The sequence below is a fragment of the Streptomyces sp. NPDC017676 genome (assembly GCF_044329325.1).
Taxonomy (GTDB): domain Bacteria; phylum Actinomycetota; class Actinomycetes; order Streptomycetales; family Streptomycetaceae; genus Streptomyces.
Genome location: NZ_JBIRJA010000008.1, coordinates 56065 through 76294, shown reverse-complemented (window position 1 = coordinate 76294; position 20230 = coordinate 56065). Strand labels below are relative to the sequence as shown.

Annotated in this window: 18 protein-coding genes and 3 pseudogenes; 12 read left to right on the top strand and 9 right to left on the bottom strand. The window is 73.3% G+C overall.

Annotated elements, in window-relative coordinates; genetic code table 11:
- Positions 1-55: 55 nt before the first annotated feature.
- The gene (locus tag ACH4LD_RS18690; protein WP_398058823.1) at positions 56-583 is read left to right on the top strand and encodes a gamma carbonic anhydrase family protein; all 528 of its coding nucleotides are present in this window, start codon (positions 56-58) and stop codon (positions 581-583) included.
- Between the two features lie 21 nt (positions 584-604).
- Here the strand turns inward: ACH4LD_RS18690 and ACH4LD_RS18685 are convergent, their stop codons facing one another.
- Positions 605-1249, bottom strand: coding sequence for a DedA family protein (locus ACH4LD_RS18685; RefSeq protein ID WP_398058824.1), 645 nt, complete (start codon positions 1247-1249; stop codon positions 605-607).
- A gap of 249 nt (positions 1250-1498) precedes the next feature.
- Between ACH4LD_RS18685 and ACH4LD_RS18680 the strand changes: the two genes are divergently transcribed.
- Positions 1499-2551, top strand: coding sequence for a YbhN family protein (locus tag ACH4LD_RS18680; protein ID WP_398058825.1), 1053 nt, complete (start codon positions 1499-1501; stop codon positions 2549-2551).
- 557 nt (positions 2552-3108) lie between these two features.
- Here the strand turns inward: ACH4LD_RS18680 and ACH4LD_RS18675 are convergent.
- Positions 3109-4716 (bottom strand): annotated as a pseudogene (locus ACH4LD_RS18675) (RICIN domain-containing protein); the annotation flags it as partial.
- 175 nt (positions 4717-4891) lie between these two features.
- On the opposite strand from ACH4LD_RS18675, the pseudogene ACH4LD_RS18670 reads away from it, so the two are divergent.
- Positions 4892-5163 (top strand): annotated as a pseudogene (locus ACH4LD_RS18670) (VOC family protein); the annotation flags it as partial.
- A gap of 195 nt (positions 5164-5358) precedes the next feature.
- Here ACH4LD_RS18670 and ACH4LD_RS18665 read toward each other — a convergent pair.
- Entirely contained in the window at positions 5359-5820 is a 462-nt protein-coding gene (locus tag ACH4LD_RS18665) for a DUF4442 domain-containing protein (protein ID WP_207928510.1), read from the bottom strand.
- A 61-nt stretch (positions 5821-5881) separates the two neighbouring features.
- Here ACH4LD_RS18665 and ACH4LD_RS18660 point away from each other — a divergent pair, with 61 nt between their 5' ends.
- Complete coding sequence (locus ACH4LD_RS18660; RefSeq protein WP_398058826.1) at positions 5882-6967, top strand: hypothetical protein; 1086 nt, start codon at positions 5882-5884, stop codon at positions 6965-6967.
- Between the two features lie 60 nt (positions 6968-7027).
- Positions 7028-8326, top strand: coding sequence for an MFS transporter (locus ACH4LD_RS18655; protein ID WP_398058827.1), 1299 nt, complete (start codon positions 7028-7030; stop codon positions 8324-8326).
- On the opposite strand, the gene ACH4LD_RS18650 is transcribed toward ACH4LD_RS18655, so the two are convergent.
- The 3 genes from ACH4LD_RS18650 to ACH4LD_RS18640 all read right to left on the bottom strand — a co-directional run bounded on the left by ACH4LD_RS18650 (position 8288) and on the right by ACH4LD_RS18640 (position 10648).
- Complete coding sequence (locus ACH4LD_RS18650; protein WP_398058828.1) at positions 8288-9133, bottom strand: spermidine synthase; 846 nt, start codon at positions 9131-9133, stop codon at positions 8288-8290. The two genes, ACH4LD_RS18655 and ACH4LD_RS18650, sit on opposite strands and share 39 nt — an antisense overlap.
- A gap of 60 nt (positions 9134-9193) precedes the next feature.
- Complete coding sequence (gene tuf, locus ACH4LD_RS18645) at positions 9194-10363, bottom strand: elongation factor Tu (RefSeq protein ID WP_398058829.1); 1170 nt, start codon at positions 10361-10363, stop codon at positions 9194-9196.
- Positions 10364-10462: 99 nt separating this feature from the next.
- Positions 10463-10648 carry a hypothetical protein gene (locus ACH4LD_RS18640; RefSeq protein ID WP_132788453.1) on the bottom strand — a complete coding sequence of 62 codons (186 nt, stop codon included), beginning with the start codon at positions 10646-10648 and terminating at the stop codon, positions 10463-10465.
- An 88-nt stretch (positions 10649-10736) separates the two neighbouring features.
- Between ACH4LD_RS18640 and ACH4LD_RS18635 the strand changes: the two genes are divergently transcribed.
- The gene (locus tag ACH4LD_RS18635) at positions 10737-11888 is read left to right on the top strand and encodes a glutathione-independent formaldehyde dehydrogenase (RefSeq protein WP_398058830.1); all 1152 of its coding nucleotides are present in this window, start codon (positions 10737-10739) and stop codon (positions 11886-11888) included.
- Positions 11889-12046: 158 nt separating this feature from the next.
- The gene (locus ACH4LD_RS18630) at positions 12047-12814 is read left to right on the top strand and encodes a TVP38/TMEM64 family protein (RefSeq protein ID WP_398058831.1); all 768 of its coding nucleotides are present in this window, start codon (positions 12047-12049) and stop codon (positions 12812-12814) included.
- 311 nt (positions 12815-13125) lie between these two features.
- Here the strand turns inward: ACH4LD_RS18630 and ACH4LD_RS18625 are convergent.
- Positions 13126-14294 (bottom strand): annotated as a pseudogene (locus ACH4LD_RS18625) (thiolase family protein).
- A gap of 106 nt (positions 14295-14400) precedes the next feature.
- On the opposite strand from ACH4LD_RS18625, the gene ACH4LD_RS18620 reads away from it, so the two are divergent.
- The 3 genes from ACH4LD_RS18620 (at position 14401) to ACH4LD_RS18610 (ending at position 16218) form a co-directional block, all read left to right on the top strand.
- Positions 14401-14871, top strand: coding sequence for a winged helix-turn-helix transcriptional regulator (locus tag ACH4LD_RS18620; RefSeq protein WP_398058832.1), 471 nt, complete (start codon positions 14401-14403; stop codon positions 14869-14871).
- 96 nt (positions 14872-14967) lie between these two features.
- Positions 14968-15843: an undecaprenyl-diphosphate phosphatase gene (locus ACH4LD_RS18615; RefSeq protein ID WP_398058833.1), complete on the top strand. Its 876-nt coding sequence runs from the start codon at positions 14968-14970 to the stop codon at positions 15841-15843.
- Between the two features lie 195 nt (positions 15844-16038).
- A complete protein-coding gene (locus ACH4LD_RS18610) occupies positions 16039-16218 on the top strand; it encodes a hypothetical protein (RefSeq protein ID WP_103817039.1) in 180 nt (59 codons plus the stop codon).
- A 52-nt stretch (positions 16219-16270) separates the two neighbouring features.
- Here the strand turns inward: ACH4LD_RS18610 and ACH4LD_RS18605 are convergent, their stop codons facing one another.
- The gene (locus ACH4LD_RS18605) at positions 16271-16891 is read right to left on the bottom strand and encodes a DUF4291 domain-containing protein (protein WP_398058834.1); all 621 of its coding nucleotides are present in this window, start codon (positions 16889-16891) and stop codon (positions 16271-16273) included.
- 95 nt (positions 16892-16986) lie between these two features.
- On the opposite strand from ACH4LD_RS18605, the gene ACH4LD_RS18600 reads away from it, so the two are divergent.
- A complete protein-coding gene (locus ACH4LD_RS18600; protein ID WP_398058835.1) occupies positions 16987-17451 on the top strand; it encodes a nuclear transport factor 2 family protein in 465 nt (154 codons plus the stop codon).
- A gap of 170 nt (positions 17452-17621) precedes the next feature.
- A complete protein-coding gene (gene lnt / locus ACH4LD_RS18595) occupies positions 17622-19196 on the top strand; it encodes an apolipoprotein N-acyltransferase (protein ID WP_398058836.1) in 1575 nt (524 codons plus the stop codon).
- Here the strand turns inward: lnt and ACH4LD_RS18590 are convergent.
- Positions 19114-20025 carry a Gfo/Idh/MocA family protein gene (locus tag ACH4LD_RS18590; RefSeq protein ID WP_398058837.1) on the bottom strand — a complete coding sequence of 304 codons (912 nt, stop codon included), beginning with the start codon at positions 20023-20025 and terminating at the stop codon, positions 19114-19116. The two genes, lnt and ACH4LD_RS18590, sit on opposite strands and share 83 nt — an antisense overlap.
- Between the last annotated feature and the right edge of the window lie 205 nt (positions 20026-20230).

Genomic DNA, 20230 nt, shown 5'->3' with positions numbered 1-20230 from the left:
TTTGCCCCACCGGGTGTCGTACGGTGCCGGGTACCGCTGACACGAGGAGACGGTGATGACGCACAAGGCGCTGATCGTGGGTATCGGGGGCAAGGAACCGCGCATCGATCCGGAGGCGTTCGTGGCGCCCACGGCGTCCGTGATCGGGGACGTCGCCCTGCACGCGGGGGCCAGTGTCTGGTACGGGGCCGTGGTGCGCGGCGACGTCGAGAAGATCACCGTGGGGGCACGGGCCAATGTGCAGGACAACGTCACCCTGCACGCCGATCCCGGGTTTCCCGTCACCGTCGGCGAGCGGGTCTCCATCGGGCACAACGCGGTGGTCCACGGGGCGACCGTCGAGGACGACTGCCTCATCGGGATGGGGGCGACCGTGCTCAACGGGGCGGTGATCGGCGCGGGCTCGCTGGTCGCGGCCCAGGCGCTGGTGCCGCAGGGGATGGTGGTGCCGGCCGGGTCGCTGGTGGCGGGGGTGCCGGCGAAGGTGAAGCGGCCCCTCTCCGAGGAGGAGCGGGAGGGCGTCACCCTCAACGGCACCCTGTACGCCGAGTTGGGCAAGGCGCACCGCGGGGTGCACGAGTAGGGCCCGTCGGCGGGGAGCCGGTCACTCCCCGGCGCTCACCGGTTCCGCTTCCCGCTGGTCCGGCTGGGCCTTCTTCGCCTTGCGCTTGAGGATCAGCATGGAGGCCAGGCCGATCAGCACCGCCACCGCGAGGCCCACGTACGAGAAGCGCTTCAGCCAGTCCTCGGCGACGATGCCCACGTAGTAGATGACGGCCGTCGTGCCGCCGGCCCAGCAGATGCCGCCGAGGACGTTGGCGATGAGGAACTTCCAGTACGGCATGTGCAGGACGCCCGCGAGGGGGCCGGCGAAGATGCGCAGCAGCGCGACGAAGCGGCCGAAGAAGACCGCCCACATGCCCCACTTCTCGAAGGACCGCTCGGCGGTGGCCACATGGCCCTCGCTGAAGTGACGTGGGAATTTCTTGGCGAGCCAGGCCAGCAGCGGGCGTCCGCCCTTGCGGCCGATGGCGTAGCCGATGGAGTCGCCGATCACCGCGCCCGCGGTCGCGCAGGCACCGAGGACGACCGGGTTGACGCCAGAGTGCTGGGAGGACATCAGCGCCGCGGAGACCAGGATGATCTCCCCCGGCAGCGGGATGCCCAGGCTCTCCAGACCGATCACCAGAGCCACCACGGCGTAGACGGCGGCCGCCGGCACCGAGTCGAGCCATTCCTGGACGTGCACCGCCGGTCCTCCCCTGTCGCTGTCCTTGCCCGCCGGGTCGTCGCATGCAAAGCGCGCCCCGAGGGAAGGCTACCTGGTCGGCGGTGAACGGCCGCTTGCCCGCGCCCGGCCCGCGGCACCGTCCCGCCCTCGCCCCTTACGTTTCCGGCCATCCCGGTGTCACGCGGGAGGGGAAGGCTCTCCGCGGTTCCGCCCGGCCCGCCTCCCCCAGGCCCCCCGTGGGGCCCGCCGCGGAAGGACGACGTCCCCGTGTCCTCACTGTCCCCGTCCCGCTCGCTGCCCCCGGCCGCGGCGCCCCGCCCGGGGTCCGCCGCGCCGGCCCCGGATCCCTGTGCCGGGGCCACGCCACCGGACCGCCCCGCGTCCCGCAGGTCCGCCCGACCGGTACGGCTGGCCCTGTGCCTGGCCCCCCTGCTGCTCGCCGCCGGCTGGGCCGTGGTCAACCGGCCCGTGGTGTACGAGGGAGTACGGCGGCTGGTCGCGGCCGACCCGGGGTGGCTGCTGGCCGGAGCCGGTTTCACCTGTCTGACCTGGGTGGCCGCCTCCTGTGCCCGGCAGGGCGCCCTGCCCGACCGGCTGCCGCCGGGGCTGCTGCTGGCCTCGCAGTTCGCGGCCGGCGCCGCCAACCACGCGCTCCCGGCCGGGCTCGGTGCCCACGCGGTCACCCTGCGCTTTCTGCGCGGCCGGGGGGTGCCGCTGGAGCGGGCGACCGCGTCGATCGGGCTGTACTCGCTGGCCAGGTCCACGGCGAAGACGCTGGTCCTGCTGGTGTTCCTGGCGCTGTCCCCGGCCTGGCGGCGCCTCGGGGACCTGGTCCCGGACGGGCGACTGCTCGTGCCGCTCGCCGCCGTCGCGGGCGGGGCGGTCGCGGTGGCGGGGGTGCTGCTGACGGTCGTACGGCCGTTACGGCGGCCGGTGACCGGGCTGCTGCGCTCCGCGCTGGCCGACGTGCGCGTGGTGCACTCCCGCCCCTCCCGGGTGCTCGCCCTGTGGGGCGGGGCGGTCGCGATGCCGCTGGTGCAGGCCGGCACGCTGGCCTGTGTCGGGGCCTCGCTCGGGCTGGGCCTGCCATGGGAGCAGGTGGTGCTCGCCTATCTGGCGGCGGGCACGGCGGTCGGGGCGGTACCGGCGCCGGGCGGGCTGGCGGTCGACGCGGCGCTGGTGTGGACGCTGGTCACATTCGGGGCGGAGCCTGCGGTGGCGACGGCTACGGTGATCGGGTACCGGGTGCTGTCGGACTGGGTGCCGTTGCTGCCGGGGGCGTTGGTGTTGTCGGCGCTGATCCGGGCGGGGGTGTTGTGAACCGGCCTGCCCACCCGCCCACCCGACTCGGGCGTCGACAAGCCGCCGTCGCAGGTGTTCGTGCCGGGGCACACCATGACCAGTGCCGTCGGCCCGGCGAACCCAGCTCTCCCACCCGCCCACCCGACTCGGGCGTCGACGAGCAGCCCTTGGGCCTGTCCGGCACCACCTTTCGACGCCTCCGGCCGCCCGGCACCGGGCCCTCCGGACCCGCCGGGCCCACTGGACTCGCCGCGCTCGCCCGGCCGACCGGGCACGTCCGGTCCCACCGATCCAGCGCCGAATCCCAGCGGCCCGGCACCCGACCCGGCCGCCCCTGCACCAAACCCCTGCGGCCTGAAACCCGATCCGTCCACCCCCGCACCGCATCCATGCGGCCCGGCACCCGATCCATCCACCCCGGCGCCGAAACCCCGCGATCGCACACCCGACCCGGCTCCGCCGAAACCAGGCGTCTCAGCACCGAAACCCCGCGGACCCGCACCCGACCCATCCACCCCGCCACCGATACCCCGGTGGCCCGCACCCGACCCGCCCACCCCGGCACCAGAACCCCTCGACCCCGCGCCCGGCCCATCCACCCCGGCGCCGAAGCCCTCCGACCCGGACCCAGGAGGTGCCGCCGCGCCCGCGTCCGCGCCCGCCCCCAGCACCCACCTCTGCTTCGCCGACCCGTCACGTCGGCCGAGACCGACCCGTGCGCCGGGACGGCCGGAGGCCGGTGTCAGGGCCGACTCGTGGTGGCGGCGGAGCAGGATCTCGCCGCGGACCGTGACGTCGTAGGACACCTCCCCGGCGGGCACGACGCAGCCGGCCAGCGTGACGCTCTTCGTCCGGGGGTCGGCGGCGAGGCAGAGGGTGGGGTCGGCGGCGCTGTGCAGCAGACCGTCGTCCCGGTACGACCACTGCTGTGAGGCCGCCGCCGAGCACGGGGCGAGGCGGACGCCCGCACCCGGGGTGATCCGGTCGCCGCGCACGTCCAGGCAGAGTCCGGAGGCCAGGCCGCGCAGGGCACCGTGGGCGATCTCGACGGGTGCGCCGGCGGAGGTCGCGGCGGAGGCGGCGGAGGGTGGGGTGGCGGGGCGGACGCCGGCGCCGCTCGGCCGTGTGGTGCCGCCGACCGGGGCACCCCAGGTGGCGCCGGGGCCGGGGACACCGTCGTCGTCCGACCGGCCCCGGACCACGAGGACGGTGGCGAGCAGCGCGAGCGAGGTGAGTCCGACGCCGACGGCGAGGGCCGTGCGGTGGCGGTGCCCGGGTCGCGTGCGGTGCCGGCCGCCGGTGACCGCGGGTGCGGCCGACGGGACCGGCGGGGGCGGCCATTCCCCACGGGCGCCGCGGCCGGGGCGGGAGTCGAGGTAGCGGCGGGCTCCCCAGCCGAGCACGGTCTCGGCGAGCAGCAGGGGCAGGCCACCGTCGAAGAGGCCGAGTTGTTCGGCGGCGTACCGGCAGTGGGCGCAGACCGTCAGGTGCCGGCGCACGTCCGGCAGCAGGACGCCGCCGCGCCGGATGGGGACGTCGAGGAGCCGGTTGAGGAAGCGGCATTCCTTGGTGGGCGCGAGTTCACGGTGCGCGCGTACGCAACCGGCGCGGAATTGCTCGCGCGCCTGCGCCAGAGCAGTTGTCGCGGTGGCCGGGTCGATCCCCGACAGACCAGCGGGTATGTTTATGGGTTCGGCTTCGACCTCGGTGTGCCAGAGAAGGCATTGCGAGGCGCCGGGAAGGGCCCGGAATGCGCGAGCGGCGAGCTGCCTGCTTTCCGGCGGTCCGGGCTTTGTGGCGCCCAGTCCGCGCCCGCCGGTGGTTTTGCGCAATTCCGGCAGGACGATGCGGGCGGCCTCGTCCGAGGCCCAGGCGCGGACGGTGTCAAGGACGGCGACCAGCAGCCGCGGGCGCAGGGCGCCGCCGATCACGCCGCCCGCCGCGCGGCCGAGCACCTGGTGGAAGGCGGCGGTGGCCACCTGCTGGGCGGTGGGCCCGGCGGCGGCCAGGCAGATCACGGCGTAGTCGCGGGTGGCCCGCCAGTGCCGGGCGAGCAGCAGCGCGACGGCGTGGTGGCGGGCGTCGTCCGGGCCGTTCAGCCGGGCGACGAGGGCGCGGTCGGACTCCCCGGCCGGGCCGGGCAGGGGTGGATAGGGCGGGCGTGGGGGGTGAGAGGACTGCACGGAACCATTTCCTTTCCAGCCGCGGGACCGCATGTGGGGGCGGGTCCTGCGGGAAAGCAGTGCCTGATCGGTGCATACCTGAAGGGCCGGCCTTGACATCGACGCCGTCTGCCTTTGCCCTCCCGTGGGGAGGCTCACCTTGGCACAGGCGACTCGCGGGAAACAAGGAGCGAGAATGCCTTCGGCGGCAAATTCCGTTCGCCGCGCGAGGGTTACCGCCGGTACCGTCACCTTCGACTGCGCGGAACCCGAGCGCGTCGCTCGTTTCTGGTGAAAGGTCTTGGGATACGTCGTAGCGCCGCCACCGGCGGGGTTTGCCACTTGGGACGATTTCGATCGCTCGCGGCCGCCCGGGGACCGGGGCTCGTGGTTCGCGTGCGTGACCCTTCCGGCGTGGGCCCGCGACTGTTCTTCCCGGGCGTCCCCGGAGGCAAGGCCGTCAAGAATCTCTGAGCAGCCTCTCTCAAGTACGCGCCCTCGCGCGGCTCGTGGACCATCAGGTCCCCGGCCTCCCGGGGCGGCGGGCTCGGAGGCGTCATCGCGGCGGGGACGGCCGCGAACGGCCGTCCCCGGCAAGCTCGGCGCGCGATCAGCCGCGCGACCGGCGCCCTGCCCCGGCATGCCGGGCGCGGGGCGCGGGGCTCACTTCTGCGGCTCGTTCGGGCGGAGGGTCCACACGACGGTCATCTCGCCGGTCACGGCACCGTCCGCGCGCCGGATCTCGACCGAGACCGGGAACTCGGGGCGCTGCCCGGCGTCGAGTTCGGCGACAACGTCGGCGGCCGGTCGGCCCAGCGTCGCGGTGGCGGTGACGGCGCCCATGGCCAGCTTCTTGTAGGCGATCTCCGCCCGCACGGCGAGCGGCACGGCGCGCGAGAGCTGGTCCCCGAAGGCGGCCAGCACGATGGCACCGCTGGCCGACTCCCCGAGGGTGAACATCGCACCGGCGTGCGGGCCGCCCACGTGGTTGTGGTACGCGCTCTGGTCCGGCAGGGAGACCACGGCCTTGTCGGGCGCGGTCTGGAGGAACTCCAGGTTGAGGGTCCGAGCCATGGGCACGGTGGCGGCGAGCATGTCGCCGATCGACATCTGGTCTGCGCTCATGGCCGTCATGTTACTCACGAGTAGCCGAGCCTGACCAGGGAAGCCACTAGGGTTACTGGCCATGTGGCCAGATCAGCAGCCGCCAGGGGGCGCGCCCAACCCGCAGCAGAACCAGCAGAACCAGCAGAACAACCCGTATCAGCAGCCCGGCTACCAGCAGCCGAACCCGTACCAGCAGCCCGGCTACCAGCAGGCCGGTCCCTACGGCCAGCAGGCGCAGACGGGCCCCTACGGACAGCAGCCGCAGGCCGGCCCGTACGGACAGCAGCCGCAGTGGGGGCAGCCGGGGCAGCCCCCCGGCGCGCCCGTGCCCCAGCCCCCGCAGGGCGGTGGCGGCCGCACCAAGCTCGTCGCGATCGTCGCGGCCACTGCGGTCGTCGTCACCGCCGCCGTGACCGGCTATCTGGTACTGGGCGGTTCCAAGGAAGACGAGGCGGACAACGGCAAGGGCGGACAGCACACGAGCCCGTCACCGACGGCCACCGAGTCCGCCTCGCCCACGTCGTCCGCGAGCGGCGACCCGCGCGGCAACGAGACCGAGAAGCCGACCGTGGCGGGCTGGAAGGTCGTGGTCAACCCCAAGTACGGTACGGCCTTCGACGTACCCGCCGACTGGGAGGTGGAGCGGCCCGGCGTCTTCTCCTTCTTCGAGGACGAGACGAAGGGCGACGGCTCCGCGTACATCGGCTTCTCCGGCACCACGTTCCTGAAGCCGGACTACTGCACCTCCGAGGACAGCGGCACCAAGGAGTCGCACGCGCTCGCGGCCGGCGGCACGAAGGGCGAGAACGGCGCCAAGGACACCGCGAGCATCGCCCGCGGCGACTCGGCCACCTTCGCCTTCGGCGGTTACACCGACCAGTCCGAGGCCGCCAAGAAGTACCTGCGCATCGGCAAGGCGAAGTCCTTCACGACGGCGTCGGGCGTGAAGGGCAGCGTCGCGACGTCGTACGTCATCGGCGTGCCGAAGAAGAACAAGTGCGACACCGACGGCAAGGCCACCACGTTCGCCTTCAAGAACTCCACGGGCAGCTTCGTCTCTTGGACGTTCTACGGCGCGAAGGGCGTCAAGGACGAAGTGCCCGACGCGACGATGAACAAGATACTCAGCACGGTACGGCTGCACGGCGACCCGATCGCGGAATGACCCCCACGACGTCCGCAAACCCGCTTGGCACAGCGGGAGCCGGGCGGGGATAGTCGGCCGGTGACCCAGACCTCCGGCTCCCCCGCCCGCCCCCGTGGACCCGCGTGGGCGGGGCGCAACTACTCCCTGCTGACCGCGGCCGCCATCGTGACGGGCCTCGGCGCGAACGGCTCGCTGATCGCCGCCGCGTTCGCCGTGCTGGAGTCGGGCGGCGACGGCGGGGACGTCGGCCTGGTGGCCGCATCCCGCACCCTGCCGCTGGTGGTCTTCCTGCTCATCGGCGGCGCGGTCGCGGACCGGCTCCCCCGGCACCGGGTGATGGTCGCCGCCAACACGCTCAACTGCCTCTCCCAGGCGGCGTTCGCGGCCCTCGTCCTGGCCGGTGAGCCCCGGCTGTGGCAGATGATGCTGCTCACCGCGCTCGGCGGCACCGGTCAGGCGTTCTTCGGCCCCGCCGCGGAGGGCATGCTGATGTCGTCCGTGGCGGGCGAACAGGCGGGCCGGGCGTTCGCCGTCTTCCGCATGGCCATCCAGGGCGCGGCCCTCGGCGGCGCGGCACTGGGCGGCGCCCTGGTCGCGGCCGTCGGCCCCGGCTGGGTGCTCGCCCTCGACGCGGCGGCCTTCGCCGTCGCCGCCGCGCTGCGCTCCTTCCTCGACGTCAGCCACATCCCGCCGCGCGCGCCGGGCGGGGGCATGCTGGCCGACCTCCGCGAGGGATGGCGGGAGTTCACCGGCCGGCCCTGGCTGTGGGGCATCGTCGTGCAGTTCTCGATCGCCAACGCGGTGGTCGGCGCGGCCGACGCGGTCTACGGCCCCCTCGTCGCCCAGGACAGCCTGGGCGGCCCGGGCCCGTGGGGCCTGGCCCTGGCCGCCTTCGGTGCGGGCACGGTGGCCGGTGCCCTGCTGATGACCCGCTGGAAGCCCCGCCGCCTGCTGCTCGCCGGCACGCTGTGCGTCTTCCCGCTGGCCCTGCCGGGGGCCGCGCTGGCCGTGCCGGTGCCGGCGGGCGTGCTGTACGGGGTGATGTTCGTCGCGGGTACGACGGTGGAGGTGTTCGGAGTCTCCTGGATGACCGCGCTGCACCAGGAGATCCCCGAGGACAAGCTCTCCCGGGTCTCGGCCTACGACTGGTTCGGCTCGGTCTCCCTCATGCCGCTCGCCACGGCCCTGGCCGGCCCGGCCGAGGACGCCGTCGGCCGCACGGCCGCCCTGTGGGGCTGCGCCGGCCTGGTGGTCCTGGTCACCGCCCTGGTGCTGCTGGTCCCGGACGTCCGCGATCTCACCCGCCGCACGCATCCGGTCGCCGGTTCCCCGGCGCCGTCAGCCGATGCCGAACGCCCCGTCGGGGGGCTCGGGTGACGGTACGGCGTCGGCGTCCTCGACCGGCCGCGCAGCACCGATGAACTCCCGCACCGCCGCGCCGTGTTCGACCCGCGCCGGAAAGGCGTCCGCCGCGGCGCGCCGGGCCGGCGCGGCGGTGTCCAGCGGCCGGTGCGAGGCCACGACCACCGCGTTCCCGAACCGCCGCCCGCGCAGTACGGCCGGCTCCGCGATCAGCGCGAGCTCCTCGAACACAGCTGCCAGCGTGGCCAGTTGGGACCGGAGGAACGCGAACGGCGCGGCGTCCGCGAGGTTGGCCAGATAGACCCCGCCGCCCCGCAGCACCCGCTCGGCCTCACGGACGTAGGCGAGCGTGGTCAGGTGCGCCGGCACCCGGGACCCGCCGAACACATCGGCGATCAGCACATCGGCGTGGTCGTCCGGCGCGCCCTCCAGCCAGGCCCGGGCATCGGCCGCGTGCAGCGCGATGCCGGAGCCCTCCGGCAGCGGCAGCCGCTCGGTGACCAGCTCCAGCAGTCCCCGGTCGGCCTCGACCACGTCCTGCCGGGAGCCGGGCCGGGTGGCGGCGAGGTACCGGGGAAGCGTGAGCGCTCCCCCGCCCAGGTGCACCGCGTCCACCGCCCGGCCGGCCTCGGCGACGGTGTCCAGGACGTAGCCCAGCCGCCGCGCGTACTCGAACTCCAGGTACTGCGGATCGTCCAGGTCGACGTAGGACTGCGGTGCCCCGTCGACCGTGAGCAGCCAGGCCCGCTCACGGTCGACGTCGGGCATCAGCTTGGCGGTGCCGTGGTCGGTGGTGCGGGTGACGGGTATCGATGCGTTCACCTCTTCATTGTCGGCGTCCGCCTCCCCGCACCCGTTCACCCCCGCGCCTCCCGCGCCCGCTCACCCCACGGCGACGACGGTCCCCGCTCCCACGGTCCGCCCGCCCTCACGGATCGCGAAGCCGAGCCCCGGCTCCAACGGCACCTCCCGGCCCAGCTCGACGCTCATCCCGACCGTGTCCCCGGGCCGGGCCGCGGCCACCTCGCCGAGGTCCACGGAGCCCACGACGTCCGCGGTCCTGATGTAGAACTGCGGCCGGTAGCCGCTGACGACCGGCGTCGTACGACCCCCCTCACCCGCGGACAGCACGTACACCCGCGCCGTGAACCGCCGGCTCGGCACCACACTGCCCGGTGCCGCGACCACGTGCCCGCGCCGGACGGCGTCCCGGGGCACCCCGCGCAGCAGCAGCGCCACGTTGTCGCCGGCCTGCGCCTCCTGCATCGGCTTGCCGAAGGTCTCGATGCCGGTGACCACGGTCTCGGTGTCCGCGCCCAGCACCGTCACCCGGTCGCCCAGCCGGAGGGTCCCGCGCTCCACGGCCCCGGTCACGACCGTGCCCCTCCCGGTGATGGTGAGCACGTTCTCGACCGGCAGCAGGAACGGCGCGTCCAGGTACCGCTCCGGCGTGGGCACGTAGGTGTCCACCGCGTCGAGCAGTGCCTCGACGGACGCCGTCCAGCGCGGGTCGCCCTCCAGGGCCCTCAGCCCGGAGACGCGGACGACGGGGACGGCGTCGCCCGGGTACCCCTGGGTGGTGAGCAGGTCGCGGACCTCCAGTTCGACGAGGTCGGTCAGCTCCTCGTCGCCCGCGTCGGCCTTGTTCAGCGCGACCACGATGTGGTCGACGCCGACCTGCCGGGCGAGCAGAACGTGTTCGGCGGTCTGCGGCATGATCCCGTCGAGCGCGGAGACGACGAGGATGGCCCCGTCGAGCTGGGCGGCGCCGGTGACCATGTTCTTGACGTAGTCGGCGTGGCCCGGCATGTCGACGTGGGCGTAGTGCCGGGTGTCGGTCTCGTACTCGACGTGGGCGATGTTGATGGTGATGCCGCGGGCGGCCTCCTCCGGGGCGCGGTCGATGCGGTCGAACGGTACGAAGGTGCCGGTGCCGCGCTCGGCGAGGACCTTGGTGATGGCGGCGGTCAGGGTGGTCTTGCCGTGGTCGACGTGACCCATGGTGCCGATGTTCAGGTGCGGCTTGGTGCGCACGTAGGCCGTTTTGGACATGGCTGTACCTCGAAGCCTCTCAGCCGTGACGGAAGACGCGGGACCCCGGGAACCGGCCGACCCTCCCCCTGCGGGGTCCGCCGGACGATCCGGAGAGGGTCAGCTTCGGGCGCCGTCGACGGCGGCCACGAGGTGCGGCACGGCAGCCTTCGGAGCATCCGCGACGGCGGATGCTGCGACGAGGAAGGCGTACCGGAACATGCCGTCGATCATCGCCGACGGCACGTCCGGCGTCGAATGGTTTTCGGGCGTCGTCCGCTTCCGCGATTTCGATGCCCGATACATCGATCCTTCCCGACGTGGCTTGCGGCCCCTTCCGTACGGGCGTTCCCTGGAAGACAGGGGGGTGACGCTCGACGCGGAGGTGACAGACGTGAAAGCCGTCGTCTACGAAGAGCCTTTCAGCGTGACGGTGAAGGAGGTCCAGGACCCTCAGATCCAGCACCCCAACGATGTCCTCGTACGGGTCACGTCGACCGCGATATGCGGCTCGGACCTGCACATGTACGAGGGACGCACGGCGGCCCCGGCGGGCATCGTCTTCGGACACGAGAACCTGGGCGTCATCGAGGAGGTCGGCGACGGGGTGACCTCCCTCTCCCAGGGTGACCGCGTCGTGATGCCGTTCAACGTCGCCTGCGGATTCTGCAAGAACTGTCTCGCCGGGAAGACCGGTTTCTGCCTGACGGTCAACCCCGGATTCGCCGGCGGAGCCTACGGCTACGTCGCGATGGGGCCGTTCATCGGCGGCCAGGCCGAGCGGCTGCGGGTGCCGTACGCCGACTTCAACTGCCTGAAGCTGCCCCCGGGCGAGGAGTTCGAGACGGACTTCGTGCTGCTCGCCGACATCTTCCCGACCGGCTATCACGGTTGCGAACTCGCCCAGGTGTCCCCCGGTGAGTCCGTGGCCGTCTACGGCGCCGGACCGGTGGGCCTGATGGCCGCCTACTCGGCGCTGCTGCGCGGTGCGGCGAAGGTCTTCTCCGTCGACCGGGTGCCCGAGCGGCTGGCCAAGGCGGAGGAGATCGGAGCCATCCCCATCGACTTCACCCAGGGCGACCCGGCGGAGCAGATCAAGGAACAGACCGGAGGTGAGGGCACCGACAAGGGCGTCGACGCCGTCGGCTACCAGGCCCAGAGCCACGACGCCAGCCACGAGGAACCCGCCATCGTCCTCAACGAGTTGGTCGAGACGGTACGGCCGACGGGCATGCTCGGCATACCGGGTCTGTACGTGCCCTCGGACCCCGGCGGCCCCGACGAGCACGCCAAGCACGGTCAGCTGCTGGTCTCCATCGGCCGGATGTTCGAGAAGGGCCAGCAGATGGGCACCGGTCAGTGCAACGTCAAGCGGTACAACCGCCAGCTGCGCGACATGATCATCGCCGGGCGGGCCAAGCCCAGTTTCGTGGTCTCCCACGAGCTGCCGCTGGATCAGGCACCGCAGGCGTACGAGAAGTTCGACAAGCGGATCGAGGGCTACACCAAGGTGGTCCTGCACCCAGGTCACGCTCTGGCCGCATGAGGCACGCGGTCCGGCCCGCCGCGTGAGGCACGGGTCCAGGCGCCACGAACGCCTGGACCCTTCTCGTTCGCCTTCCCGTTCACCGCCCTCCGGGTGCTGTGACCGTCATGGGACACAGCTGACGGCGATCACACACGTTCGTCGGTTACTGTCGACGGATGCTCGATGCCAACCGCTCTGGCACCGCCACGGCCTCTCCCCGGGCCGCCGCCCAGGAGCTCGTCGTCCCCGGTCTTCCCCTGCGCCCACCGGGATTGGCCGCCCGCTGCACCCGCGTGCTGCTGTCCCCGTACGCACGGCTGTCGCTGTTGGTCGCCCTGCTCGTGGGTGCCGCCGCGTGCGTGCTGCTCTTCGAGCCGCAGCGGCTGCTGACGCACGGCTGGCCGCCGCAGCTCGGCGGGGCCGCGGCGGCCGTCGTGTTCGCCGCGGCGTACGGGCTGTGCACCGTGGCGTTCGTGCCGCGCCCCTTGCTGAACCTGGCCGCGGGCGCGCTGTTCGGCTCGCAGGTGGGGCTGGCGACGGCGCTGGCGGGTACGGTGCTCGGGGCGGGGGTGGCCTTCGGACTGGGCCGGCTGCTCGGGCAGGACGCGCTGCGCCCGCTGCTGCGGGGACGCTGGCTGCGGGCGGCCGACGGACAGCTCAGCCGGCACGGGTTCCGGTCCATGCTGGCCCTGCGGCTCTTCCCGGGGGTGCCGTTCTGGGCGGCGAACTACTGCGCGGCCGTCTCCCGCATGGGCTGGCTGCCCTTCCTGCTGGCCACCGGTCTCGGCTCGATCCCGAACACCGCCGCCTACGCCGTCGCCGGCGCCCGCGCCTCGGCGCCGACCTCCCCCGCCTTCCTGATCGCGATGGCCTGCATCGCCGTACCCGCGCTGGCGGGCACGGTGGTGGCCTGGCGCAGGCGCCACCAGTTGCGCGGCCGCTGAACGGCGGCGCCCGTCCACCGGGAAGCGCCTTCCGCCTGATCCGGCACCATCACCGTGCCCGGCACGCCCACCGCGCCACTCCCGCACCGACGTGAGCGGGCCACGGCGGGCGCAGGCCGCGCGCGTGGCGCCGGGCACCCCGGTGGCGGCCCTGGGTGACCGCCGGCGGTCCCTGCGGCACCGCGAGGACGTCCGCCCGGACGACGAGGGCCAGGAAGCCGACGGTGCGGGCGGGGTGCGCCCCGGGAGGCCGACGGGGCGCGGCTCGGCGCTGCGCCTGCCCCTGTCCGGTCCCCGGCGGGAGCCCGGGCTCAGACGCCTTCCAGGATCATCGCGTTGGCGAGTCCGCCCGCCTCGCACATGGTCTGCAGGGCGTAGCGGGCGCCGCGTTCGCGCATCGCGTGGACCAGGGTCGTGGTCAGGCGGGTGCCGCTGGCGCCGAGGGGGTGCCCGAGGGCGATGGCGCCGCCGTGCACGTTGACCTTGGCGAGGTCGGCGCCGGTCTCCTGCTGCCAGGCGAGCACCACGCTGGAGAAGGCCTCGTTGACCTCGAACAGGTCGATGTCGTCCAGCTTCAGCCCGGCCCGGCGCAGCACCTTCTCGGTGGCCGGGATGACCCCGGTGAGCATGAGCAGCGGGTCGGAGCCGGTCACGGCGAAGCTGTGGAGGCGGGCGAGCGGGCGCAGGCCGAGCCGGGCCGCGGTGTCGCTGGAGGTGATCAGGACGGCCGAGGCGCCGTCGTTGATGGGGCTCGCGTTGCCCGCGGTGACGTTCCACTCGATCTGCGGGAAGCGCTCGGCGAAGCCGGGGTCGTAGTAGGCGGGCTTGAGTCCGGCGAGAATCTCCGGGGTGCTGTCCGGGCGGACGCACTCGTCGCGGGCGACGCCGTCGAGCGGGGCGACCTCGGCGTCGAACAGCCCGGCCCGCCACGCGGCGGCGGCCTTGTGGTGCGAGGAGACGGCGAACTCGTCCATCCGCGCGCGCGTGAGGGACCACTTGGCGGCGATGAGTTCGGCGCTGATCCCCTGCGGGACCAGGCCGTCCGGGTAGCGCTCGGCGACGCCGGGCCCGAACGGGTCCTTGCCCTCGGGCACGTTGGACCACATCGGCACCCGGCTCATCGACTCCACACCGCAGGCGACGACGAGGTCGTACGCGCCCGAGATCACGCCCTGCGCGGCGAAGTGGACGGCCTGCTGGGAGGAGCCGCACTGGCGGTCCACGGTGGTCGCCGGGACGGACTCGGGGAGGCCGGCGGCGAGCACGGCGTACCGGGTGGTGTTCATGGCCTGCTCGCCGACCTGGTCGACGGTGCCGCCGATCAGTCGTCGATGAGCGCGGGGTCGACGCCGGAGCGCTCGACCAGGGTGCGCAGGGTGTGGGCGAGGAGTTGCACGGGGTGGACGTGGGCGAGGGAGCCGTTCGGCTTGCCCTTGCCGACGGGGGTGCGTACGGCTTCGACGATGACCGCGTCTCGCATGGCGCCGGCCTCCAGCTTGATCGGACGAGTTACCGGTGAGTAGGAAATCTGGATCCACCATAACCCCTAGGGTTGGAAATTCAAACCCTCCTTTAGACTGGGCCGCATGGCCGCCACGAAGGACTCGCGCCCCTGCTCGATCGCCGACGCCCTCGCGGTCGTCGGCGAGAAGTACTCCCTGCTCGTCCTGCGGGAGGTGTGCCTGGGCAACGGCCGCTTCGACCAGCTCGTGCGCAACATCGGCGCCCCGCGCGACATCCTGTCCACCCGGCTGCGCCGCCTCGTCGAGGCCGGCATCCTCACCAAGCGCCTCTACAGCGAGCGCCCCCAGCGTTTCGAGTACCGGCCCACGCAGGCCGGGCTGGAGCTGGAGCCGGTCCTGATGACCCTCAAGGAGTGGGGCGACCGGCACCTCCGCAACGGCGTCGATCTGCCCATGGTCGTCGAGCACTGCTGCGGCGAGGAGCTGGTGCCGGTGGTCACGTGCCAGGCCTGCGGCGATCCCGTGCGCCATGAGGACCTGACGGCCCGCCCGCAGACCCCGGGCTGGACCGTCACCGGGCCGTCGGCCGCCTAGGAGGGACCTCGCCGCCGCGCTGCCGGCGGGGCCCGCTACGCTTCCTCCGTCACATGATCACCTCTTCATCCCTCAGCGCTTGGACGCCATACCTTCATGTCTTGGTTTGAATCCCTCGTCCTCGGACTCGTCCAGGGGCTGACCGAGTTCCTGCCCGTCTCCTCCAGCGCGCACCTGCGGCTGACCGCGGCGTTCTCCGGCTGGAAGGACCCGGGGGCGGCCTTCACGGCCATCACGCAGATCGGCACGGAGACCGCGGTCCTCATCTACTTCCGCAAGGACATCGGCCGGATCATCTCCTCCTGGTTCCGCTCGCTGTTCGACAAGGCGATGCGGCACAACCACGACGCGCAGATGGGCTGGCTGGTGATCGTCGGCTCCATCCCGATCGGGCTGCTGGGCGTGACGCTGAAGGACCAGATCGAGGGGCCGTTCCGCGATCTGCGGATCACCGCCACCATGCTCATCGTCATCGGCGTGATCATCGGCATCGCCGACCGGATGGCGGCCCGGGACGAGACCGGCGGCCGGCACCGGGCGCCCAAGCAGCGCAAGTCGCTGGAGAACCTCGGCGTCAAGGACGGCCTGATCTTCGGTCTCTGCCAGGCCTGCGCCCTCATCCCCGGCGTCTCCCGCTCCGGCGCGACCATCAGCGGCGGCCTGTTCATGGGCTACCGGCGCGAGGCCGCGGCCCGCTACTCCTTCCTGCTCGCCATCCCGGCCGTCCTCGCCTCCGGCGCCTTCGAGGTGAAGGACTCGCTGGGCGAGGGACATGTGGACTGGCCGCCCACCCTGTTCGCGACGGTGATCGCGTTCGCCTCGGGATACGCGGTCATCGCATGGTTCATGAAGTGGATCTCCAACAAGAGCTTCATGCCGTTCGTCTGGTACCGCATCGCCCTCGGTGTGGTGATCATCGCCCTGGTCGGCGCCGGCGTGCTGAGCCCGCACGCGGCGGAGTCGGCGGGCTGACGGCCCGGGCCACCACCTCTGTTTCGGACATCTTCGCGCCCGCGGCGGCCCGCTCACGACCTGGGCAACGCCCCGCGGGCGCCGGGCTGTTCGCGGCCACGAACGGATGACCGGCCGCGGCCGGTGACCAACCCCATACGTTCTGCGTAGCCGCGCGGTAGCGCACGGTCAGCCCTTGCCCCTAGGCTGGTCGGCATGTCCCCCCAATCCCCGTCCCCTGGTTCCGTGCGCTCCGCTGCCGAGGTGAACGAGCAGATCCGGGCGCTGTGGCTGCGTGCGGGCGGCACCCTGTCGGCCCAGGAGCGCGAGGAGTACGAGCTGTTGGTGATCGAGTGGGCCGAGGCGATCCGCGGTCAGGTCATCGAGGCGGCCTGACCCGACCCGGCGCCCCCGCCGGCAGGCTCCGGCGGCCATCCCGCCGCCGCCCCTACGCCCGCAGGTGCGCCAGCGCCTCGTCGGCCACCGGATACGGCCGCTCCTCCGGCAGCAGCCCCTTCGCCCGCTCCAGCTCCCCCGCCCGCACCAGCCCGTGGATCTCCGTGGCCAGTGGCGTGACGTCCTCGATGCCGACGATCCACTCGTCCGCGTACCGGGCCGCCGCCTCCCCGGCGAGGCCGAGCTGCAACGACCGGTACGGCAGCGGGTCCAGGCGCAGGTCCCGCTCCGGGTCCCACTGCACCCGGGCCGGGCAGCGCGCCAACTCCGCCTTCCAGGCGGCCCGGTCCGCGTGCAGGGCGGGCACGTAGTGGGACAGGCAGGCGTGGCGCAGGGCCCACTCGAAGCCGTCCCGGCCGATCTCGACGGCCAGGACGGTCTCCTGGTTCTCCTTCGTGCCCCAGCCGCAGCGGTACATCATCCACAGGAACGACGGCTTGATCCACGTCATCCGGTCCCGGTTCCAGGCGGACGGGAAGCGTCCGGTGCGGGCGGCGACACGGCCGATCCCGGGGCGGTAGGCCTGGTAGACGGTGACCGTGGTCTCCGTGTGCCGGGCGCGGACGCGGAACCTGGGCTCCGTGCCGGGGAGTTGCTCGTTCTGTGCGCTCACCGGTCAAGGTTCGGCCGCGCGACCCGCCCGGCACCACCGAATATTCACCCCGCACACCTCTTGGCTCCGCGCCCGCCGTGCCCAACACTGTGCCGATGACCCAGCGTGCGGAGTTCGCGACCGTGAGGGACCGCCTGGCCGTGGACGACCTGGTCACCGCGTACGCGGTGGCGGTGGACGACGGCGACTGGACGGGGTACAGAGGGCTGTTCACGGCGGACGGACGCGCCGACTACCGCTCGGCGGGCGGCATCGAGGGCGACGCCGGCCGGGTCGCTACCTGGCTCGCCGAGAGCCTGACCCTGTTCGCCGTGCGCCAGCACCTGATCGTCAACCGGCAGGTCCGCTTCGGCGTCCTGGACCAGGACACCGGCGACACCGCCCGCGTCCGCGCCGACTACCTCAACCCCATGCGCTGCACCGAGCCCGGCGGCTCGGCCGCCCCGGATCTGGTGTGCGGCGGCCGCTACGACTTCGGGCTCCTGCGCACCGCCGAGGGCTGGCGCCTGAGCGAGGTCGTCGTGCACGAGAAGTGGCGCCGCGGGCCGGGCGCTCCGTAACGCCGCGCGCCCCTGCGCGGCGCGGGGCCGTCCCGGCATGCGGCTCCGCACCGCGGGCACGGCCGGCCCCGTGCCCGCGGACGCCGTACGACGCCCCGCCCTGGCCGGAAGGCGCACGGCCTCCCACTCACCGCGCACACTGGACCCATCGCTGGGTAGGGAGGCTCCCTATGAGAACGATCAACCGCTGGCTGACCTCCCCCTGGCGCCGCTCGGCCGCCGCCGCCCTCGCCGGTGCCCTGCCGGTGCTCTCGTTCCCGGCTCCCGCGCTGTGGTGGTTCGCGTACATCGCGCTGGTGCCGTGGATCCTGCTGGCCCGCTCCGCGCCGACCGGGCGGCGGGCCGCGTACGACGGCTGGTGGGGCGGCATCGGCTTCCTGACAGCCGTCCACCACTGGCTGCTGCCGAGCCTGCACGTGTTCATCTTCCTGATCGCCGCCCTGCTGGGACTGCTCTGGGCGCCCTGGGGCCGGCTGGTGCGCCGGTTCCTGGGCGGGGTGCCGTCGGCGGGCCGGTGTGCCGCCGCACTGGTGGTGCTGCCGTCGGCCTGGCTGGCGGTGGAGCTCGTCCGGTCCTGGCAGGGGCTCGGCGGCCCGTGGGGCATGCTCGGCGCCAGCCAGTGGCAGGTGGGCCCGGCGCTGCGGCTGGCCTCGGTCGGTGGGGTCTGGCTGCTCAGCTTCCTGGTGGTGGCCGTCAACGTGGCCGTGGCGGTGCTGCTCGCCGTCCGCGCGTCACGGGTGCCGGCCGTGGCCTCGCTGGTCGCCACGGCCGCCGTGACCTCGGCCGCGTGGGCCTGGGCGCCGCGCCCGGACGTCGACGGGCGGGTGCGGATCGCCGTCGTGCAGCCGGGGATCGTGGCCGGACAGGACAGCGGCGACAAGCGGTTCGACCAGGAGGAGCGGCTGACCCGGCGGCTCGCCGGGCAGGGCGCCGACCTGGTGGTGTGGGGCGAGTCCAGCGTCGGCTTCGACCTGGACGACCGCCCCGACCTCGCCCGGCGGCTCGCCGCGCTGTCCCGCGAGACCGGCGCCGATCTGCTGGTGAACGTGGACGCCCGTCGCTCCGACCGGCCCGGCATCTACAAGAGTTCGGTGCTGGTCGGCCCGCACGGCCCGACCGGCGACCGGTACGACAAGATGCGGCTGGTCCCGTTCGGCGAGTACATACCGGCCCGTTCGCTGCTCGGCTGGGCCACCTCGGTGGGCCGGGCGGCCGGCGAGGACCGGCACCGCGGCACCGAACAGACCGTGATGAACGTCGGGCACGGGCTGCGGATCGGCCCCCTGATCTGCTTCGAGACGGCGTTCCCGGACATGGGCCGGCACCTCGCCGAGGACGGCGCGGACGTCCTCCTCGGCCAGTCGTCCACCTCGTCCTTCCAGCACAGCTGGGCGCCGGAGCAGCACGCCTCGCTGGCCGCGCTGCGCGCCGCGGAGACCGGCCGCCCGATGGTGCACGCCACCCTCACGGGGGTCTCGGCGGTGTACGGCCCGGGCGGACAGCGCCTCGGCCCGTGGCTCGGCACCGACGCGAGCGCCGCGCGCGTGTACGACGTACCGCTCGCGCACGGCGTCACGCCGTACGTCCGCTACGGCGACTGGCCGGTGGACGGGGCGCTGCTGGTGCTGGCCGCCCTGTGCGTGACCGAGGGGGCGCGGGCGCTCAGGCTGCGCCGCAGCGGTCCTGAACCGCTCGGACCACCCGCTCGCACAGTTCATGAGTCGCCAGCGCGTCCCTGGCGCTGAGCGTCTTCCCGGCCCGCACGGCGTCGAGGAACGCGAGGGCCGCCTGCTCGATGCCGCGCTGGCGGGCCACCGGCACCCAGTCGCCGCGCCGGCGCACGGTCGGCTGCCCCCTGTGGTCGATCACCTCGGCGAGGTTGACCACCTGGCGCTTGGTGTCCTGTCCGGACACCTCCAGAATCTCCTCGGTGGAGCCGCTGAGCCGGTTCATCACGCCGAGCGCGGTGAAGCCGTCGCCGCCGAGCTGGAGCACGACGTGGTGGAGCAGCCCGCCCTCGGCGCGGGCGCGCACGGTGACGTCGTCGACCGGGCCCGGCACCAGGAACCGCAGGGTGTCGACGACATGGATGAAGTCGTCCAGGATCATCGAGCGCGGTTCCTCGGGCAGCCCGACCCGGTTCTTCTGCATGAGGATCAGCTCGCGCGGGTGGTCCAGGCACTGGGCGTACCCCGGGGCGTACCGGCGGTTGAAGCCGACGGACAGGGAGACGCCCCGCCGCTCGGCGAGATCCACGAGCCGTTCGGAGTCGGCGAGTTCGTAGGCGAGGGGCTTGTCCACGTACGTCGGCACGCCGGCCTCCAGCAGCCGGGTGACGATCTCGGGGTGGACGGTGGTGGGCGCGTGCACGAAGGCCGCGTCGAGACCGGCGGCGAGCAGGGAGTCCAGGGAGGTGTGCCGCTGTTCCCGGGGCAGGTGCAGGCTGTCACCGACCCGGTCCAGGGTGGCGGGCGTGCGGGTCTGGAGGTGCAGGTCGACCCCCGGCTGCGTGCCGAGCACCGGCAGGTACGCCTTCTGCGCGATGTCCCCGAGTCCGATGCAGCCGACCTTCACGTGCTCTCCCCTACGGCTTGCCCGCGTGTTTCCTGCCGGAAGCATACGGGGGTGGCCGGCCGGCGATGCCGTCGACGTCGCGCGCGAGGAACGCGGGCCCGGCCGGTGGCGGTGCCGCCATGACCGTGTCCGGTACGGCGACGACGGCCCGGTCGGCGGTGCGGGCGGGCGGGGATTCCTCCAGCGGCCGAACAGCGGATCTCGC